The 17,298-nt window shown below is 72.8% G+C and carries 19 protein-coding genes and 1 pseudogene; 11 read left to right on the forward strand and 9 right to left on the reverse strand.

From position 1 onward, the window contains the following. The first annotated feature begins 162 nt into the window (after positions 1 to 162). Entirely contained in the window at positions 163 to 1,398 is a 1,236-nt protein-coding gene (locus ACGFR9_RS15935) for a glycoside hydrolase family 10 protein (protein ID WP_393208053.1), read from the forward strand. Position 1,399: 1 nt separating this feature from the next. Here ACGFR9_RS15935 and ACGFR9_RS15940 read toward each other — a convergent pair whose 3' ends face one another. Further along, positions 1,400 to 1,597 (reverse strand): DUF1918 domain-containing protein, encoded by a 198-nt coding sequence (locus ACGFR9_RS15940; protein WP_393208056.1) that lies wholly within the window; start codon positions 1,595 to 1,597, stop codon positions 1,400 to 1,402. A gap of 12 nt (positions 1,598 to 1,609) precedes the next feature. Then, on the reverse strand, positions 1,610 to 2,527 hold the full coding sequence (locus ACGFR9_RS15945; RefSeq protein ID WP_393208059.1) for a DMT family transporter: 918 nt from the start codon (positions 2,525 to 2,527) through the stop codon (positions 1,610 to 1,612). Here ACGFR9_RS15945 and ACGFR9_RS15950 point away from each other — a divergent pair. From ACGFR9_RS15950 to ACGFR9_RS15960, 3 genes are all read left to right on the forward strand, one after another. Beyond that, complete coding sequence (locus ACGFR9_RS15950; RefSeq protein WP_393208062.1) at positions 2,526 to 3,962, forward strand: PLP-dependent aminotransferase family protein; 1,437 nt, start codon at positions 2,526 to 2,528, stop codon at positions 3,960 to 3,962. The two genes, ACGFR9_RS15945 and ACGFR9_RS15950, sit on opposite strands and share 2 nt — an antisense overlap. 340 nt (positions 3,963 to 4,302) lie before the next feature. After that, entirely contained in the window at positions 4,303 to 4,740 is a 438-nt protein-coding gene (locus ACGFR9_RS15955; RefSeq protein ID WP_393208065.1) for a GNAT family N-acetyltransferase, read from the forward strand. Between the two features lie 119 nt (positions 4,741 to 4,859). Then, on the forward strand, positions 4,860 to 5,453 hold the full coding sequence (locus tag ACGFR9_RS15960) for a histidine phosphatase family protein (RefSeq protein ID WP_393208068.1): 594 nt from the start codon (positions 4,860 to 4,862) through the stop codon (positions 5,451 to 5,453). Here the strand turns inward: ACGFR9_RS15960 and ACGFR9_RS15965 are convergent. After that, complete coding sequence (locus ACGFR9_RS15965; protein WP_393208557.1) at positions 5,435 to 5,875, reverse strand: DUF6314 family protein; 441 nt, start codon at positions 5,873 to 5,875, stop codon at positions 5,435 to 5,437. The two genes, ACGFR9_RS15960 and ACGFR9_RS15965, sit on opposite strands and share 19 nt — an antisense overlap. A 102-nt stretch (positions 5,876 to 5,977) precedes the next feature. Between ACGFR9_RS15965 and ACGFR9_RS15970 the strand changes: the two are divergent. The 7 genes and pseudogenes from ACGFR9_RS15970 to ACGFR9_RS16000 all read left to right on the forward strand — a co-directional run. Then, positions 5,978 to 6,193: pseudogene (locus ACGFR9_RS15970) on the forward strand (hypothetical protein); the annotation flags it as partial. Between the two features lie 32 nt (positions 6,194 to 6,225). Continuing rightward, the gene (locus ACGFR9_RS15975; protein ID WP_393208071.1) at positions 6,226 to 6,534 is read left to right on the forward strand and encodes a hypothetical protein; all 309 of its coding nucleotides are present in this window, start codon (positions 6,226 to 6,228) and stop codon (positions 6,532 to 6,534) included. 94 nt (positions 6,535 to 6,628) lie between these two features. Further along, on the forward strand, positions 6,629 to 7,657 hold the full coding sequence (gene argC / locus ACGFR9_RS15980; RefSeq protein WP_393208074.1) for an N-acetyl-gamma-glutamyl-phosphate reductase: 1,029 nt from the start codon (positions 6,629 to 6,631) through the stop codon (positions 7,655 to 7,657). Positions 7,658 to 7,745: 88 nt separating this feature from the next. After that, positions 7,746 to 8,897 carry a bifunctional glutamate N-acetyltransferase/amino-acid acetyltransferase ArgJ gene (gene argJ, locus ACGFR9_RS15985; RefSeq protein ID WP_393208077.1) on the forward strand — a complete coding sequence of 384 codons (1,152 nt, stop codon included), beginning with the start codon at positions 7,746 to 7,748 and terminating at the stop codon, positions 8,895 to 8,897. Beyond that, entirely contained in the window at positions 8,894 to 9,802 is a 909-nt protein-coding gene (gene argB / locus ACGFR9_RS15990; RefSeq protein ID WP_393208080.1) for an acetylglutamate kinase, read from the forward strand. The genes argJ and argB overlap by 4 nt, the downstream gene beginning before the upstream one ends. Beyond that, positions 9,799 to 11,004, forward strand: coding sequence for an acetylornithine transaminase (locus ACGFR9_RS15995; protein ID WP_393208083.1), 1,206 nt, complete (start codon positions 9,799 to 9,801; stop codon positions 11,002 to 11,004). The genes argB and ACGFR9_RS15995 overlap by 4 nt, the downstream gene beginning before the upstream one ends. A gap of 7 nt (positions 11,005 to 11,011) precedes the next feature. Then, positions 11,012 to 11,551: an arginine repressor gene (locus ACGFR9_RS16000; protein WP_030225205.1), complete on the forward strand. Its 540-nt coding sequence runs from the start codon at positions 11,012 to 11,014 to the stop codon at positions 11,549 to 11,551. Between the two features lie 329 nt (positions 11,552 to 11,880). Here ACGFR9_RS16000 and ACGFR9_RS16005 read toward each other — a convergent pair whose 3' ends face one another. The 6 genes from ACGFR9_RS16005 to ACGFR9_RS16030 form a co-directional block, all read right to left on the reverse strand. Beyond that, positions 11,881 to 12,618, reverse strand: a complete 738-nt coding sequence (locus ACGFR9_RS16005) for an FAD:protein FMN transferase (protein WP_393208560.1) — start codon at positions 12,616 to 12,618, stop codon at positions 11,881 to 11,883. 55 nt (positions 12,619 to 12,673) lie between these two features. Further along, complete coding sequence (locus tag ACGFR9_RS16010; RefSeq protein ID WP_393208086.1) at positions 12,674 to 13,450, reverse strand: FMN-binding protein; 777 nt, start codon at positions 13,448 to 13,450, stop codon at positions 12,674 to 12,676. Positions 13,451 to 13,511: 61 nt separating this feature from the next. Next, entirely contained in the window at positions 13,512 to 14,894 is a 1,383-nt protein-coding gene (locus ACGFR9_RS16015) for a ferric reductase-like transmembrane domain-containing protein (RefSeq protein WP_393208089.1), read from the reverse strand. Between the two features lie 77 nt (positions 14,895 to 14,971). Further along, a complete protein-coding gene (locus ACGFR9_RS16020; RefSeq protein WP_393208092.1) occupies positions 14,972 to 15,673 on the reverse strand; it encodes a L,D-transpeptidase in 702 nt (233 codons plus the stop codon). 3 nt (positions 15,674 to 15,676) lie between these two features. After that, complete coding sequence (locus ACGFR9_RS16025) at positions 15,677 to 16,264, reverse strand: pyridoxamine 5'-phosphate oxidase family protein (RefSeq protein ID WP_393208095.1); 588 nt, start codon at positions 16,262 to 16,264, stop codon at positions 15,677 to 15,679. Between the two features lie 114 nt (positions 16,265 to 16,378). Further along, a complete protein-coding gene (locus ACGFR9_RS16030; RefSeq protein WP_393208098.1) occupies positions 16,379 to 17,239 on the reverse strand; it encodes a hypothetical protein in 861 nt (286 codons plus the stop codon). Between the last annotated feature and the right edge of the window lie 59 nt (positions 17,240 to 17,298).

Raw genomic sequence — 17,298 nt, forward strand, 5'->3', positions numbered from 1 at the left:
GGTCCTTTCGCTCCTGCTTACGGCTGTGGCAGGTTCCGGTCCCGGGCCTGCTCCGTTCGTGCACGTTACCCGGAAGTATCGATGATCGATCGCGGGGGTGGGGCATCCTGGCCGCAGGACCGTACCTGACCAGGTGTTCCGACGGTGTTGCAGGGGGATGCGATGGGGCGGGTGTCACGCAGGGTGTTCGCCACGGCGGCGCTGGCCGCGCTGGCGACGGTGCCGCGGGCGTCGGCCGCGCCCGGCCGCCGCGAGGTGCCGGCCACCGCGACCGGTGAGATGCGGGCCATGTGGGTGGCCACCGTCACCAACCGGGACTGGCCCTCCCGGCCGGGGCTGAGCGCCGCGCGGCAGCGCGCCGAACTGCTCGCCCACCTCGACACGGCTGTCCACAACCGCCTCAACACGGTGGTCCTCCAGGTACGGCCCACCGCCGACGCGCTGTGGCCGTCGCCGTACGAACCCTGGTCGCGGTACCTCACGGGTATCCAGGGCGCGCATCCCGGCTGGGACCCGCTCGGCACGGCCGTCGAGGAGGCGCACGCGCGCGGGCTGGAGCTGCACGCCTGGTTCAACCCGTACCGCGTGGCCACGCACGCCGACCCCGCCCGGCTCACCGCCTCCCATCCCGCCCGCCGCAACCCCGGCTGGATCGTGACGTACGGCGGCAGGCTCTACTACAACCCGGGCCTGCCCGAGGTCCGCGCGTTCGTGCGGGAGGCGATGCTGGACGCGGTCCGCCGCTACCCCGTCGACGCGGTCCACTTCGACGACTACTTCTACCCGTACCCGGTGGCCGGGCAGACCTTCGACGACGACCTCGCCTACGACGCCTTCGGCGGTGGCTTCGAGGACCGGGCGGCCTGGCGGCGGGACAACACCGACCGCCTGGTGCGCGAGACGGCCGACCACATCAAGGGGATCAGGCCCGGCACTCGCTTCGGCATCAGCCCCTTCGGCGTGTGGCGCAACGCGGAGACGGACGAGCGGGGCTCGGACACACGCGCGGGCGTGCAGACGTACGACGATCTGCACGCCGACACCCGCCGGTGGGCGCGGGAGAACTGGATCGACTACATCTGCCCTCAGCTGTACTGGAACATCGGCTTCGCCGCCGCCGACTACGCGAAGCTGCTTCCCTGGTGGGCGGAGGTCGTCCGCGGTACCGGGACCCGGCTCTACGCCGGGGAGGCTCTCTACAAGGCGGGCGATCCGGCCCAGCCCGCGCCCTGGCGGGATCCGGCCGAGCTGTCCCGTCACCTCACGCTCGCCGGGACGTACCCGGAGGTGCGCGGGCATGTCTTCTTCGCCGCCCGTGAGGTGGCGGCCGATCCGGCCGGGGCGATGGCGCGGGTGGTCGCCGACCACTACGGCCGGCCGGCGAAGCCCCCGCGCTGAGTCACCTCCGCTGGGCCGCCCGGTGCCGGATCTCGGTGTCGGGGCCGGGTGAGCACACGCCCTCGTGCCCGTCCTCGAAGCGGACGCGGAAGGGCGGGTTCCCCTCCTGGCCCATCACCTCGACGATCTCTCCGACCTTGTCCTGCTGGCCGACCACCCTGCCGTGCTGGACAAGCTGGTCACCCTCGGTTGCGCGCATCGGGGCCTCCTCTCAGCCGCGTGCCCGCTGGGTGACGGCGATGCAGACGAGCACAGCCGCTGCCGTCAGCGGGGCGGCCACCGTCAGCTGTTCGTTCAGCAGCAGCACCGACCACACCAGTGTGAGCAGCGGCTGCGCCAGCTGCAACTGGCTGGCCTTGGGTATGCCGATGGCCGCCATGCCCCGGTACCACACGATCAGCCCGAGGAACTGCGAACCGGCCGCCACCCACAGCAGTCCGGCCACACTGTGCGCGGTCGGCTCCACCGGCTCCACGCTCAGCGCGACCGCGGCGACGGGCAGGGTGAGCGGCAGACACAGCAGCAGCGCCCAGCCGATCACCTGCCAGCCCGGCAGCACCCGGGCCAGCCTGCCGCCCTCGGTGTAGCCGGCCGCGCACACCAGGAGCGCGCCGAAGAGATACAGGTCGGCCGTGGTCAGCGCGCCGCCGCTCTGCTGCACGGTGAACGCCAGCACCGCCGCCGCGCCCGCGAGGGCGGCCACCCAGAAGGTGCGCGAGGGGCGGGAACCGACCCGCAGGGCGGACAGCAGCGCCGTGGTCAGCGGGAGCAGGCCCACCACGACGGCCGCGTGCGCGGTGGTGGAGGTCTGCAGGGCGAGCGTGGTCAGCATCGGGAAGCCGAGGACCACTCCGGCGCCGACCACCGCGAGTCCGGGCCAGTGCTTCCGGTCCGGCGGCGGGACACGGAGCGCGAGCAGACAGCCGCCGGCGATGAACGCCGCGAGCACACTGCGCACGGCCACCAGCGACCAGGGCCCGAAGCCCTCGAGACCCCAGGCGGTGGCGGGGAAGGTGAGGGAGAAGGCGATCACGCCGAGGGCGGCCTGGGCGGTGCCGAATCCGCGCCGGTCGTGCGGGGCGGTGACTGCTATCGGCGCCGGGGCGGTAGCGCTACTCTGTGCTCTCATGCATGAGCGTAGCAGTGTCGGTGAGCTGACGGATCGGCTGCGAAGAGAGGTGGACCGCTACTCTCCCGGTGGAAAGCTCCCGTCCAGCCGGGCTTTGGTGGAGCGGTTCCGGGTCAGCCCGGTGACCGTGTCCCGCGCGCTGGCGCAGCTCGCCGCCGAGGGACTGGTGGTCACCCGGCCCGGCGCCGGCGCCTTCCGCGCACAGCCGCGGGTGACGTCCGCGCCCGCCGGGGACACCTCCTGGCAGGAGGTCGCCCTCAGCGCCGACGGCGCCGCCGACCTCGTACCGCGCTCGGTGGACGCCTCCGGGGTGCTGGTCTCGCTGGCCGCGCCGCCGCCCGGGGTGATCGAGTTCAACGGCGGCTATCTGCACCCCTCCCTGCAGCCGGAACGAGCCATGGCGGCGGCGCTGTCCCGCGCCGGGCGCCGTCCGGGGGCCTGGGGGCGGCCGCCCATGGAGGGACTGCCCGAGCTGCGCGAGTGGTTCGCGCGCAGCATCGGCGGGCCCGTCACGGCGGCCGGTGTGCTGGTCACCGCGGGCGGACAGTCCGCGCTGACCACCGCCCTGCGCGCACTCGCCCCGCCGGGCGCCCCCGTCCTCGTCGAGTCGCCCACCTACCCGGGCATGCTCGCCATCGCCCGCGCGGCCGGACTGCGCCCGGTGCCCGTCCCGGTGGACGCGGACGGCGTACGGCCAGGACTGCTCGCCGACGCGTTCCGGGCGACCGGCGCCCGGGTCTTCGTCTGCCAGCCGCTGTTCCAGAACCCCACCGGGGCCGTGCTCGCCCCCGGGCGCCGCGGCGAGGTGCTGCGCATCGCCCGCGAGGCGGGCGCCTTCGTCGTCGAGGACGACTTCGTCCGGCGGCTGGTGCACGAGGACGCGGGCCCGCTGCCGCGTCCGCTCGCCGCCGACGACCCCGACGGGGTGGTGGTGCACGTCTGCTCGCTGACCAAGGCGACCTCGCCCAGCTTCCGGGTGAGCGCGCTGGTCGGGCACGGGCCGGTCCTGGAACGGCTGCGGGCCATCCAGATCGTCGACACCTTCTTCGTGTCCCGGCCGCTGCAGGAGGCCACGCTGGAACTCGTCGGCTCGGCGGCATGGCCGCGCCATCTGCGCGCGATCTCGGCTGCGCTGCGCACCCGCCGGGACGCGATGACCGCCGCGCTCCGCCTCCATCTGCCCGAACTCGCCCTGCCGCACATCCCGTCCGGCGGCTACCACCTGTGGCCGCGGCTGCCCGACGGCACGGCGGAGTCCGCCCTGACCGCCGCGGCCCTGCGCGCGGGCGTCGCCGTCACCCCCGGCCGCCCCTACTTCAGCGCCGAACCCCCGGCCGCCCACCTCCGCCTGAGCTTCGCGGCGGTGGCGGGCGCCGAGGAGATCACGGAAGGCGTACGACGTCTGCGCGCGGCCTGGGACGAGGCGCGGGGGTAGGCGCCGGGCACCGGGCCGGGCGAGCTGCCCGGAGGCTGACGCCGCGCCGGGCCGGGGGACGGCGGCGTGGGTGTTCGGTGCCGTGCCGGGTTGGGGGATGGCGGCGTGGGTGTTCGGTGCCGCGCCGGGTTGGGGGATGGCGGCGTGGGTGTTCGGTGCCGCGCCGGGTTGGGGGATGGCGGCGTGGGTGTTCGGTGCCGCGCCGGGTGGGATGCCGGGAAGGGTGTCCGTAGCCACGCCGCGCGGGCTGCGGGGACAGGTGTCCGTCGCCGCCCCGGGCCGGCGACGCGGCGGGGATAAGTGTTCGACGTCGCCGCGCGTGAGCTGCGAGCATCCCGTCATGACCGACACCCCACCCCTGCCCGACGGCTACGAGATCTCCACCGACCCCGTCCGGATCGACGCCGAGCGCGTGCACCGGTGGCTGGCCGGTGACGCCTACTGGGCCCTGGGCCGCACCCGCGAGAAGCACGACCGGGCGGTCGAGGGCTCGCTCAACTTCGGCGTCTACGACACGCTTTCGGGTGAGCAGGTGGCCTACGCCCGCGTCATCACCGACCGGGCGACGTTCGCCTGGCTGTGCGATGTGTACGTGGACCCCTCCGCGCGCGGCAAGGGTCTGGGCTCGGCGCTGGTGGCGGCCGTACGGGAGGAGCTGCGTCCCTACGGGCTGCGCCGGATCGCGCTGGCCACGCACGACGCGCACGAGGTCTACGCCAGGCTCGGGTTCCGGCCGCTGGAGCAGCCGGATCAGTGGATGGCGCTCGTCGACGACTGAGGGGCGTTCGGGATCGGTCGTCCGACTCGGCCTTACCAGCCGGTGAGGCCGGATGTACCGTGAGTGACGGCTCGGCGGCACCCCTTGACCCGGACCCGTGGGCGTCTCACGATCGCCGCATGGCACTTCGGGTCACGTTCGTCGCCGCCGCGGGGAGCTCCTCGGTGCTCGCGGAACGTTTCGAGGACGACCGGCCACTGGACCGGGCCGGCTGGAGCGCGGTGCAACGGGTCGCGCACGAACTGCTGCCCCTCGCCGCCGCCGATCTGCGCTACTGCTCGCCGGCCCCGCGCAGCCGCGCCACCGGAGAATGCCTCGGCTACGCGCCACTCGTGCAACTCGCCCTGCGCGACTGCGACATGGGCCGCTGGCGGGGGCTGACCCTGGGTGAGGCGATGGCCCGCGAGCCGGGTGCCGTGGACGCCTGGCTCGCCGACCCGCGCTCCACCCCGCACGGCGGGGAGTCGCTGCTGGGGTTCATCGGCCGGGTCGGTGGCTGGCTCGACACCCGGCCGGCCGAGGACGACTGCCGGGTCGTCGCCGTGGCCGAGCCGTCCGTGATCCGCGCGGCCCTGGTGTATGTGCTCAAGGCGCCGCCGTCCGCGTTCTGGAGCATCGACGTCGGACCGCTGTCGACGATCGGTGTCGCCGGCTGGGCGGGCCGCTGGAGCCTGCGCCTCGAAGGGGCGTCCGCTCAGCCCACGCGCGCGTAGACGGTGGTGAGCTCCAGGTCCTTGGCGGGGCCGCGTACCCGCCACACCGTCCGCCAGTGGTCCGCGTCCCGCACGGTGAACTCGCCCCGGTAGAGATCCGCCGAGCAGGGGTGGTCGGCGATGTGGCGGCCCGTCGTGAGGTCCAGCCCGTGGAAGGGCCGCCCGTCCGCGAACCGTACGTCCGCCGTGCCGCCGGGACCGGGCAGAAAGCGCAGGGTCCGCTCGGCGGGCCGGGTGACACCCCGCCAGGTGAAGTCGCCGGACTCGCTCTGCAGCAGACCGCCGCCCTCCAGCGGGCCGAAAACGACCGTCCCCTCGAAACGGCCCTCCTCCCCGCCCGTCAGGTCCCGCACCGTCCGTTCGGCCCGCCAGCGGCCGTTCAGATAGTCCAGTACATCGGGCACCGGCCAGAACTCGCCCATCCCGCCTCGTTCCCGCATGGTCTCCGCCCTCGCACGACCCATTGACGTGCTCCTGCCTCCTCCCTATCTTGCCGTTCGAAGTGCTGACCACTGACCGACGACAAGCCGGCCGAGGCCCGCACCGCGATCGACCCCGGCGGCGCCCGGGTCTCCTCGAAGGTCCGCGTGACCGCGCTGGCCGCCGACGCGGACGCGGTCAACACGGAGACGGACGCCCCGGTCACCCCGGTGACGTCCACGTTCCGGGGCGTCGACGACGTGTTCACGTACACCTTTCCGGCCAACTCGGTGACGTTCCTGCGGATCAAGCAGCGGTGACCGCTGACCCTCCGGGTTACGCTCTCGTACTCATGAGCGTCCTGAGGGTCTGGAAGAGGGTGCGGCGGTCCGACAGGTCCGTCGCACCCTTCGTCATGGCGGCGAACGCCCTGGTCGGCGGCATACTCCTGTGGCTGGCCATCGGGGGGATCGGGAACCCGTCGACCCGCGAGGAGGAGAGTGCCGCACAGGAGCTGGCGCTGCGGATCTACGGCTGGTGGCTGGTCGGCGGAACCGTGCTGTTCGCCGCGCTCGGCCTGCCCCGCACCCTGCTCGGCCACCTCGCCGCCCTGCTCCTCACCCCCGTCGTGCTCTTCGTCGGCCTGACACTCCTGGTCTGACCCCCGCCACCGCAGCCGCGGAATCGTTTCGGGGGTGCATTGCATAAACGTGCATGGATACGTATAGTCATGCTCTCCAGGAGGAGGGTTTTCCATGGTGGTACGTGCGGCGGTGGCCGGAGCGAGCGGGTATGCGGGCGGAGAGCTGCTGCGTCTGCTCCTGACGCACCCCGGGACCGAGATCGGCGCCCTGACCGGCAACTCCAACGCCGGACAGCGGCTGGGCGCGCTCCAGCCGCATCTGGTGCCCCTGGCCGACCGTGTACTGGAGCCGACCACGCCCGAGGCGCTCGCCGGGCACGACGTCGTGTTCCTCGCGCTGCCGCACGGCCAGTCCGCCGCCGTCGCCGAGCAGCTCGGCGAGGAGGTGCTCGTGATCGACATGGGCGCCGACTTCCGGCTGCGGGACGCCGCCGACTGGGACGCGTTCTACGGCTCCCCGCACGCCGGCACCTGGCCCTACGGCCTGCCCGAACTGCCGGGTGCCCGCGCCGCGCTGGAGGGGTCCAAGCGCGTAGCGGTGCCCGGTTGCTACCCGACCGCCGTCTCCCTCGCCCTCTTCCCGGCGTACGCCGCGGGGCTGGCCGAGCCCGATGCGGTGATCGTCGCCGCCTCCGGCACCTCCGGCGCGGGCAAGTCCGCCAAGCCGCACCTCCTCGGCTCCGAGGTCATGGGCTCCATGTCGCCGTACGGCGTGGGCGGCGGGCACCGGCACACCCCCGAGATGATCCAGAACCTCAGCGCGGCGGCGGGCGAGCGGGTCGCCGTCTCCTTCACGCCGACCCTCGCGCCGATGCCCCGCGGCATCCTCGCCACCTGCAACGCCAGGGCGAAGCCCGGCGTCACCGCCGAGTCCCTGCGCTCCGTCTACGAGAAGGCCTTCGCCGACGAGCCCTTCGTCCGGCTGCTCCCCGAGGGCCAGTGGCCGGCGACCGCGTCCGTCCACGGTTCCAACGCCGTTCAGATCCAGGTCGCGTACGACGCCGCCACGCACCGGATCATCGTGATCAGCGCCATCGACAACCTGACCAAGGGCACCGCGGGCGGTGCCGTCCAGAGCATGAACCTCGCCCTGGGTCTCGACGAGACCACCGGGCTGACGACGATCGGAGTCGCGCCGTGAGCGACGCACGTGCAGCCGCCGGGCCGCAGACGAGCACGATGCCCGCACCTCTGCGCTGCACGGTCGGAGAAGCGAACGAGGAGACACAGTGAGTGTGACGGCAGCACAGGGATTCACGGCGGCGGGCATCGCCGCCGGGATCAAGGAGAACGGCAACCCCGACCTGGCCCTCGTGGTCAACAACGGCCCCCGTCGCGCCGCCGCCGGCGTCTTCACCTCCAACCGCGTCAAGGCGGCACCCGTGCTCTGGTCCGAGCAGGTGCTGAAGAGCGGGCAGTTGTCCGCCGTCGTCCTCAACTCCGGCGGCGCCAACGCCTGCACGGGGCCCAAGGGCTTCCAGGACACCCACGCGACCGCCGAGAAGGCCGCCGAGGTGCTCGGCACGGGCGCGGGCGAGATCGCCGTGTGCTCCACCGGACTCATCGGCGTCCTGCTCCCCATGGACAAGCTGCTCCCCGGCGTCGAGACCGCGGCGGAGCAGCTGTCCGAGCACGGCGGGGAGAAGGCCGCCATCGCCATCAAGACCACCGACACCGTGCACAAGACGTCCGTGGTGACCAAGGACGGCTGGACCGTCGGCGGCATGGCCAAGGGCGCCGGCATGCTCGCCCCCGGCCTGGCCACCATGCTCGTCGTCCTCACCACCGACGCCGACCTCGGCCCCGACGTCCTCGACAAGGCCCTGCGCGACGCCACCCGGGTCACCTTCGACCGCGTCGACTCCGACGGCTGCATGTCCACCAACGACACCGTGCTGCTGCTCGCCTCCGGCGCCTCCGAAGTCGCCCCGGACTACGAGGAGTTCGCCGACGCCGTACGGGCCGTCTGCGACGACCTCGGCCAGCAGCTCATCCGCGACGCCGAGGGCGCCAGCAAGGACATCAAGGTCGAGGTCGTGGGCGCCGCGACCGAGGACGACGCCGTCGAGGTGGGCCGCTCCATCGCCCGCAACAACCTCCTCAAATGCGCCCTGCACGGCGAGGACCCCAACTGGGGGCGCGTCCTCTCCGCCATCGGCACCACCCGGGCCGCCTTCGAGCCCGACGAGCTCAACGTCGCCATCAACGGCGTCTGGGTGTGCCGCAACGGCGGCGTCGGCGAGGACCGCGACCGGGTCGACATGCGGTACCGCGAGATCCACATCGTGGCCGACCTCGCCGCCGGCGACGCCACCGCCACCATCTGGACCAACGACCTCACCGCCGACTACGTCCACGAGAACAGCGCGTACTCCTCATGAGCAACGGACCCACGCGGAAGCACACCGCGCTGCCCAAGGCGCAGATCCTCGTCGAGGCGCTGCCCTGGCTGACCCGGCACCACGGCAAGACCGTGGTCATCAAGTTCGGCGGCAACGCCATGATCGACGAGGACCTGAAGGCCGCCTTCGCCCAGGACGTCGTCTTCCTGCGGCACGCCGGCCTCAAGCCCGTCGTCGTGCACGGCGGCGGCCCGCAGATCAGCGCCGCCCTCGACCGGCACGGCATCGTCAGCGAGTTCAAGGCCGGCCTGCGCGTCACCACCGAGGACGCCATGGACGTCGTACGCATGGTGCTCGCCGGACAGGTGCAGCGGGAGCTGGTCGGGCTGCTCAACCGGCACGGACCGCTCGCCGTCGGCCTCACCGGCGAGGACGCGCACACCCTCACCGCCACCAGGCACCGGCCCACGATCGACGGAGAACCGGTCGACATCGGGCGGGTGGGCGAGATCACCGCGATCGACACGGGCGCGATCGAGGCACTGCTCGCCGACGGCCGTATCCCCGTCGTCTCCTCGATCGCCCGCAGCCAGGACGACCACCATGTCTACAACGTCAATGCTGATACGGCGGCTGCGGCACTCGCTGCTGCACTGGGCGCCGAAACCCTCATGGTCCTCACGGACGTCGAGGGACTCTACGAGGACTGGCCGAACAGCGACGAGGTGATCAGCCGCCTCACCGCGTCCCAGCTCGAGAAGCTCCTGCCGGAGCTGTCCTCCGGCATGGTGCCGAAGATGGAGGGCTGTCTGCACGCCGTACGGGGCGGCGTCACCACCGCCCGCGTCATCGACGGCCGGGTCCAGCACTCGATCCTGCTGGAGATCTTCACCGACGAGGGCATCGGCACGATGGTCGTGCCCGACGAACAGGGGGAGTCGTGACCAACGCAGAACTCACCGCACGGTGGCAGGGCGCGCTGATGAACAACTACGGCACGCCGCGCCTGCCCCTCGTCCGGGGCGAGGGCCCGAAGGTCTGGGACGCCGACGGCAGGGAGTACACCGACTTCGTGGGCGGTATCGCCGTCAACGCGCTCGGTCACGCCCACCCGGCCGTCGTCGAGGCCGTGAGCCGGCAGATCGCCTCCCTCGGCCATATCTCCAACCTGTTCGTCGCCGAACCGCCCGTCGCGCTCGCCGAACGGCTCGTCCAGCTCTTCGGCCGCGACGGCAGGGTCTTCTTCTGCAACTCGGGCGCCGAGGCCAACGAGGCCGCCTTCAAGATCGGCCGGCTGACCGGGCGGGGCCACATGGTCGCCACCGACGGCGGCTTCCACGGGCGCACCATGGGCGCCCTCGCCCTCACCGGCCAGCCCGCCAAGCGCGCACCCTTCGAGCCGCTGCCCGGGGACGTCACCCACGTCCCCTATGGCGACGCCCAGGCGCTCGCCGCCGCGGTCACCGAGGACACCGCGCTCGTCGTCATCGAGCCGATCCAGGGCGAGAACGGGGTCGTCGTGCCCCCGCCCGGCTACCTCAAGGCGGCCCGCGCGATCACCGCGGCCACGGGTGCGCTGCTGGTGCTGGACGAGGTGCAGACCGGGATCGGCCGGACCGGGACCTGGTTCGAGTACCAGGCCCACGAGGGCGTCCTGCCGGACGTCGTCACCCTGGCCAAGGGGCTCGGCGGCGGGCTGCCGCTCGGCGCCACCGTCGCCTTCGGCCGCGCCGCCGATCTGCTGGGGCCCGGCCAGCACGGTACGACGTTCGGCGGCAACCCCGTCGCCTGCGCCGCCGGACTCGCCGTCCTCGACACGATCGCCGAGGAGGGGCTCCTCGAGAACGTCAAGCGGCAGGGCGAGCGGCTCCGCGGCGGCATCGAGGCGCTCGGCCACGCCTTGATCGACCATGTCCGGGGTGCGGGACTGCTCCTGGGTATCGTGCTCACCGAGCCGCTCGCGCCCCAGGCGCAGCAGGCGGCCCAGGACGCGGGCTTCCTCGTGAACGCGCCCGCCCCCGATGTCGTACGGCTCATGCCGCCGCTGACCCTCGGGGACGACGCGGTGGACGCCTTCCTCGGGGCGCTGCCCGGCATCCTGGACCAGGCCGGTACGGCGGGCGGGGAAGGACGATCCGGAGAATGAGACGACGATGAGCCAGGAGCAGGACCAGGGACAGCAGGCGGGGCCTGCCGTGCCGCAGACGCGTACCGCGCGCCACCGCCGGATCGTGGACATCCTCAACCGGCAGCCGGTGCGGTCGCAGAGCCAGCTGGCGAAGCTGCTCGCGGACGACGGGCTGAGCGTCACCCAGGCGACGCTCTCCCGCGACCTGGACGAGCTGAACGCGGTGAAGATCCGCAACCACGAGGGCGACCTGATCTACGCGGTGCCCAGCGAGGGCGGGTTCCGTACGCCGCGGGCGCCGCTCGGGGAGTCCGCGAAGGAGGAGCGGATGCGGCGGCTGTCGCAGGAGCTGCTGATCTCCGCGGAGGCTTCCGCGAATCTCGTGGTTCTGCGCACCCCGCCCGGTGCCGCGCAGTTCCTTGCCTCGGCCATCGACCAGGCGGAACTTCACGACATCCTCGGCACGATCGCCGGCGACGACACGCTGATGCTGATCAGCCGGGAGCCGGCGGGGGGACAGGCCTTGGCGGACCACCTGCTGCGCCTGGCGCAGAACGGCCACTGAGCACTCCGCGGGTTTCTCGGGTACGCCCCCCCGGCGGCGCCGTGGTGGCTGGTCGCGCAGTTCCCCGCGCCCCTGGGGAGCTGCAGTCCCGGCGCTGCTCCAGCTGCGGGCATTCGTGCTCCTGCGGCGCCGTCGGGGCCGATCGCGCAGTTCCCCGCGCCCCTGGGGGTTGTGCCGCCGGGGTTTGAGAAGCCGCCGTAGCTGCGGGCGGTCGTGCCGCTGGGGCGGCACGGGTGGGCGCAGCGGCACCCCGCGAACGCGGGGGAGTGACGCGCCGGTACCTCAGCTGCGGCGCGGGTGAGCTCGCGAGCTCCGCTCACCCCCGGCGGTCAGCCGAGCCAGCCCGCCAAACCCCCGGTGCAGCGGACCTCGTCGCCCGCCGTGATCAGCAGGGCCTCCACCCCCGGCAGGGATTCCAGCCACGCCAAACCCTCCCGCGCACCCATCGCGAACGCCGCCGTGGCCCAGCAGTCCGCCCACGTCAGCCGCGCCGCGACCACCGTCACCGCGACCAGATCGGTCACGGCCGACCGCCCCGTCCGCGGATCGACGATGTGATCCCCACGCTCCGCCGTCCCGGACGTGGCCACCGCCAGCTCCGATACCCCGGCCGCCGAGACGACCGCCGCCAGCCCTCCGGGCCGCAACGGATCCGACACCCCCACCCGCCAGGGCCGCCCCGCACCGGGCACCCCCAGCAACTGCACGTCCCCGCCCCCGTTGACGCTCACCCCGGTGGCCCCTGCCGCGGCGAGCCGCCGCGCGGCCCGCTCCACGGCCCACCCCTTGACGATCCCCGTGGGATCCAGCGACCCCCGGTAGCGCGGACTGAACCAGCCCTCACTCACCCGCTCCGCCTCCGCCGCCAGCTCCAGGACCTCGGCGACCTCGGCAGCACACTCCCCGACGTCCAGCTCCCCGCGCGCCAGCCGCGAGATCTGGCTGTCGTCGCGGTATGTGCTGAACACCTCGTCCACCCGGTGCAGCCCCGCGACCGCCTCCTCCAGCGCCGCGCGCACCGCAGCGGGTTCCCCGCCGCGGACGTCGATGGAGAAGACGGTCCCCATCGTCTCCTCCACGTGACGCACCGCGGCGGGAGCCTCGGCCGGCTCGGCCACCGTCTCAGCCACCGGCCTTGTCCAGCGCCGACTGCAGCGACTGCCGGTATCCCGCGCTGGTGTAGGTGGCCCCCGACACGGCGTCGATCTCCGCGTCCCCGGCCGCCACGGCGGCCTGGTTGAGCTTCGGCACCGCGTTCGCGGTGACCTGGTCGCTCTGCCCGCCCTTGGGCGTCTGCACCGCCTCCGCCTTGGTGATCTTCCCGCCGCTGACGGTGACGCGTACCTGGACCGGTCCGTACTGCGTCTGCGCGACGTCCCCGGTGACGGTCCGCGCCTGAGCGCTTCCATCCCCGGCATCCTCCCCGGAACCCTGCCCGGACCCGGCCGCCGCCCGCGCCTTGTCCAGCGCCGACTGCAACGACTTCTTGTACCCGCCGCTCGTGTACGTCGCCCCCGACACCACGTCGATGTCCGCGCTCTGCGCCGCCACGGCCGCCTGGTTCAGCCGGGGCACGGAGCCGGACGTGACCTGGTCGCTCTGCCCGCCCTTGGGCGCCTGTACCGCCTCCGCCCTGGTGATCTTCCCGCCGCTCACCGTCAGCCGGACCTGCACCGCCCCGTACTGGGTCTGTGCGGCGTCACCGGTGACGGTGCCGTTCCCGATCGGCTGTGCGGCGCCGCCCTGCGGGGACTGGGCCGCCGCGGGCGGGGCCGCGCCGCCGGCCGCGGCGGCCGAGCCGGGGTCGGACGCCGGCTTCAGCGACAACAGCAGCACGATGCCGGACACGGTGGCGGCGGTCGCGAGCACGGCCCGTCGGACGGGGTGACTCTTCCTCATCGTTTCTCAGGCTCCTGATGGGTGTGGACGACCCGGCTGGATCGCGTGGCTGATCCGGCGCTCACATTTCGAACGACTCGTGGTGGATACGGCGCGCGGGGACCCCGGCGCCGCGCAGCGCCTCGTACACCGACTGCGCGAACCCGGGCGGACCGCACATGAACACGTCGTGACGGTCGACGTCCGGGATCTTCCGCCGCAGGCTCTCCGCCGAGATGTCCGGGCGCTCGCCGTCGGGGCTGTTCACCGCGTACATCAGCCGGGCCCCGCGCTCGTCGGCGATCTTCGCCAGCTCGCCCCACAGCGCCAGGTCCTGCGTGCTGTTCGCCCGGTAGAGCAGGGTGATGTCGCCGGAGGCGCCGGGCAGCGTCTCGAACAGCGCACGCATCGGGGTGATGCCCACCCCGCCCGCGACCAGTAGCACCTTGCCCCGGCTGCGCCGCTGCGCGGTCAGCGCGCCGTACGGGCCCTCCGCCCACACCTTCGTGCCGGGCGTCAGTTCGCGCAGCCGGGAGGTGTGGTCGCCGATCGCCTTGACCGTGATCCGCAGCATGTCGGGGCGGGGCGCCGCCGACAGCGAGTACGGGTGGGAGCTGAACCGCATGCCCGGCGCCTTGAACCGCCAGCGGAAGAACTGCCCGGCCTCCGCGCCCATCCGGTGCAGCCTGCGCCCGCCGATCAGGACGGACACGATGCCCGGCGTCTCCTCGATGACCGCCTCCACCCGCATCCGGTGCCGCATGTTCAGCCGTACCGGGGTGATGATCCGGTACCACAGCACCAGCGCGGTCACCACGCCGTAGAGCCCGTACCAGAAGGTCTTCGCCGCCGGCTGGACGGCGAACTCGTTGCCGGTGGTGATCTGGTGCCAGAACGTCAGGAAGACCGCCGCGTACGTCAGCAGGTGCACGTGGTACCAGCCGTCGTACGGCAGCCGGCGCCGGATCGGGCCGATGGAGATGAACGCGATCACGAACAGCAGACCGGTGCCGATCGCGGCCTTGCCCATGTCCGGGAGCGTGTTGATGGACGTGATCGTCTGCTGCACGATGTCGCCGAGGCTCTTGCCCGCCTGACGGGCGTAGCCCCACATGATCAGGAAGACGTGCGCGATGACCAGGCTGACGGTGTAGCGGCCGCTCATCGCGTGCCAGCGGGCGACCCGGTCCGAGCCCACCCGGCGTTCCAGCGCGGGCACGCGTGCCATCTGGAGCACCACCAGGGCCATCAGATAGCCCGCCAGCAGACCGGTGATCCGGCCCGCGGCGATGATCTTCCCGGTGGTGTCGGCGATGGACGGTGTGTTGGTCCACCACAACCACAGCACGGCCACCGCGCCCGCGGCCACCGCGAGCAACAGGGGCACGGCGGGGGAGCGGCGCGGACGGATGCGGCGCATCGTCTGGCGGCGGGCGGCACGGCCGCCGGCGAGCGTGGTGGTCACGGTTCCTCCGTGGGGACTTGACCCTTGGCCCACACATACGTGCCGTCATGCTGGAGTGTTCAGAGGAAAATCCGGTTTCAGTACCGGGTGATCGCCGTGTGCCCGCTTCCGGTGCCGATCGCGAGGTGCGGACTCCGTGCGGGATCGGCCCAGCGCAGGATCGCGCGCATGGCCGCCTTCGGCACGGACACGCATCCCGCGGTGGCCCCGCGCCCGTTGACGTGCAGGAAGATCCCGGCGCCCCGGCCGCGCACCGGACGCCGGTAGTTGAAATCGACGACGAGGGCATGGGCGTACTGCGCGCGGTAGCCGATCAGGTGCTCGGCCCGGGCGGCCCGGCAGTCGGCCGCACGGGGCTCGGTCCAGCGGTTGTAGGAGCGCGAGTCGTTGTCCTGGCACCACCAGGAGTTCCGCCGCACCGGACGGTACGTGTACGCCGTCCCGCGCGGTGCCGCGTCGATGCCGAAGGCGTACGGCATCCCGTACAGCCCGGTGGGAGTGGTGTTCGTGCCCTGCCGCCGGGCGGCGCCCTCGGTGAGGCCGTTCGCCCCGAAGCGGGCCGGGGCGGAGCCCGCCGCGACCCAGCGGCCGCCTTCGCGGTCCCACCAGGTCACGGTCCCGGTCGTCGAGCCGGCGGCCGGCGCCACCGCGGTGATCAGCTGGGTGCCGCCCCCGGTGTCCGCCATCCGGTCCGGCAGCGGCGCGGACGGCCGTCCGGCGCCGAGCAGCAGCAGGGACAGACAGACGAGTACGGCGGCGGGGGCGGCACCTGGGCGCATGGCTCAGACGGTAGAGGGGGGCAGCGGCAACGGCAGCCCGGGAAGACCGTCCAGGCTGGTCGCGATGTACTCCTTCTTGGTGAAGTACGCGTCGAGCGAGGCGTCGTCCTCCCGCGCGAACCGCTTGGCGTGCAGGTCCCGTTCGCTCTCGTACGCCATGAAGGGCACCGCGTAGCCGCAGGTGTCCCGGATCAGTTCGGCCGTCACGACGACGACGGCGCGCAGCCCGTGGGCCGAGGGGTCGATGTCGGGGAAGCGGGCGAGCAGGCCCGCGAAGCGGGGGTCGTCACGGAAGACGGGCTCGCCCCGGCCGTGCACACGCACGATGTTGGGCGGCCCCTGGAACGCGCACCACATCAGGGTGATCCGGCCGTTCTCCCGCAGATGCGCGATGGTCTCGGCGTTGGATCCGGCGAAGTCGAGATAGGCCACGGTGAGCTCGTCCAGGATCGCGAAGGACCCCTTGAGCCCCTTGGGCGAGAGATTGACCGTGCCGTCGGCGGACAGGGGGGCGGTGGCGGTGAAGAAGACCGGCTGTTCCTCGATGAAGGCGCGGAGGCGGCCGTCGATGCGCTCATACGTCTTTCCCATGGGCACCGATTATGGAACACATTCTTTCGTTTGTCTAAGCAACTGACTGGAGGCCGTCGTCACCGTGGCCGCCCCGGCCGGCGTTTGTGCGGGGCGGCCACAGCGCCTGTCACCTCACTTGGTGAGCGTGCAGGCGGCCAGGGAGTCCAGTCCTGCGGGGCGTTCGGCGGTGCGGCCGATGGCGGTGGCGATGCGGTTGACGGCGGCGACGCGTTTGTCCTCGAGGGGGCCGAGGATGGCGTTCTGGACGAAGTTCGGTCCGCCCTGTCCGGCGGTGTCGACGAGTCGCTTGTTCGCTTCGGCGATCTGCTTGTCGAGGTCGCCGAGGTTGCGTTCGACCTCGGCCTGCGCGGAGGCCGGGATCGCCGGGAGTTCGGGGGCGACATCGGGGCAGGAGATCGTGCCGACGCCGGTGCTCTGTCCGCCCTCCTCCCCGGCGGCGGGTGGCGTCGTGGCCTCCTGAGTGGGCGGCGGCGTCGCCCCCTCCCCGCCGGCGCCCGCGTCGTCCTGCCCCGCCGCACCCTCCGCGCCGAGCGAGCACGGGGCGAGCGCGTCGAGTCCGGCGGGGCGTTCGGCGGTGCGGCCGATGGCGGTGGCGATGCGGTTGACGGCGGCGACGCGTTTGTCCTCGAGGGGGCCGAGGATGGCGTTCTGGACGAAGTTCGGTCCGCCCTGTCCGGCGGTGTCTACGAGTCGCTTGTTCGCTTCGGCGATCTGCTTGTCGAGGTCGCCGAGGTTGCGTTCGACCTCGGCCTGCGCGGAGGCCGGGATCGCCGGGAGTTCGGGGGCGACATCGGGGCAGGAGATCGTGCCGGGGCCCGCCAGCGTCCGGGCGTCCTTCGCGTCGCCGCCGCCCCCGGACGACTCACCGGCGAGCGCGGTACCGGCGATCACGGCGCCGGTCAGCGCCACCGCGGCGGCACCGCCGATGAAGCCGACACGGCGCTTGTTGTACTTCGGAAGAGCCCTGGACATGCGGATTGCCTCACTCGGGTCGGGGGTGTCACGAATGGTCTGTCGTGCTGTCTCGCTCG

The sequence above is a fragment of the Streptomyces sp. NPDC048584 genome (genome assembly GCF_043199595.1).
GTDB classification, from domain to species: Bacteria; Actinomycetota; Actinomycetes; order Streptomycetales; family Streptomycetaceae; genus Streptomyces; species Streptomyces edwardsiae.

Coding starts and splice junctions, on each gene's coding strand:
- ACGFR9_RS15935 (WP_393208053.1), top strand. CDS start 163: ATGGGGCGGGTGTCACGCAGGGTGTTCGCCACGGCGGCGCTGGCCGCG.
- ACGFR9_RS15940 (WP_393208056.1), bottom strand. CDS start 1,597: ATGCGCGCAACCGAGGGTGACCAGCTTGTCCAGCACGGCAGGGTGGTC.
- ACGFR9_RS15950 (WP_393208062.1), top strand. CDS start 2,526: ATGCATGAGCGTAGCAGTGTCGGTGAGCTGACGGATCGGCTGCGAAGA.
- ACGFR9_RS15945 (WP_393208059.1), bottom strand. CDS start 2,527: ATGAGAGCACAGAGTAGCGCTACCGCCCCGGCGCCGATAGCAGTCACC.
- ACGFR9_RS15955 (WP_393208065.1), top strand. CDS start 4,303: ATGACCGACACCCCACCCCTGCCCGACGGCTACGAGATCTCCACCGAC.
- ACGFR9_RS15960 (WP_393208068.1), top strand. CDS start 4,860: ATGGCACTTCGGGTCACGTTCGTCGCCGCCGCGGGGAGCTCCTCGGTG.
- ACGFR9_RS15965 (WP_393208557.1), bottom strand. CDS start 5,875: ATGGGCGAGTTCTGGCCGGTGCCCGATGTACTGGACTATCTGAACGGC.
- ACGFR9_RS15975 (WP_393208071.1), top strand. CDS start 6,226: ATGAGCGTCCTGAGGGTCTGGAAGAGGGTGCGGCGGTCCGACAGGTCC.
- argC (WP_393208074.1), top strand. CDS start 6,629: ATGGTGGTACGTGCGGCGGTGGCCGGAGCGAGCGGGTATGCGGGCGGA.
- argB (WP_393208080.1), top strand. CDS start 8,894: ATGAGCAACGGACCCACGCGGAAGCACACCGCGCTGCCCAAGGCGCAG.
- ACGFR9_RS16000 (WP_030225205.1), top strand. CDS start 11,012: ATGAGCCAGGAGCAGGACCAGGGACAGCAGGCGGGGCCTGCCGTGCCG.
- ACGFR9_RS16005 (WP_393208560.1), bottom strand. CDS start 12,618: ATGGGGACCGTCTTCTCCATCGACGTCCGCGGCGGGGAACCCGCTGCG.
- ACGFR9_RS16010 (WP_393208086.1), bottom strand. CDS start 13,450: ATGAGGAAGAGTCACCCCGTCCGACGGGCCGTGCTCGCGACCGCCGCC.
- ACGFR9_RS16020 (WP_393208092.1), bottom strand. CDS start 15,673: ATGCGCCCAGGTGCCGCCCCCGCCGCCGTACTCGTCTGTCTGTCCCTG.
- ACGFR9_RS16025 (WP_393208095.1), bottom strand. CDS start 16,264: ATGGGAAAGACGTATGAGCGCATCGACGGCCGCCTCCGCGCCTTCATC.
- ACGFR9_RS16030 (WP_393208098.1), bottom strand. CDS start 17,239: ATGTCCAGGGCTCTTCCGAAGTACAACAAGCGCCGTGTCGGCTTCATC.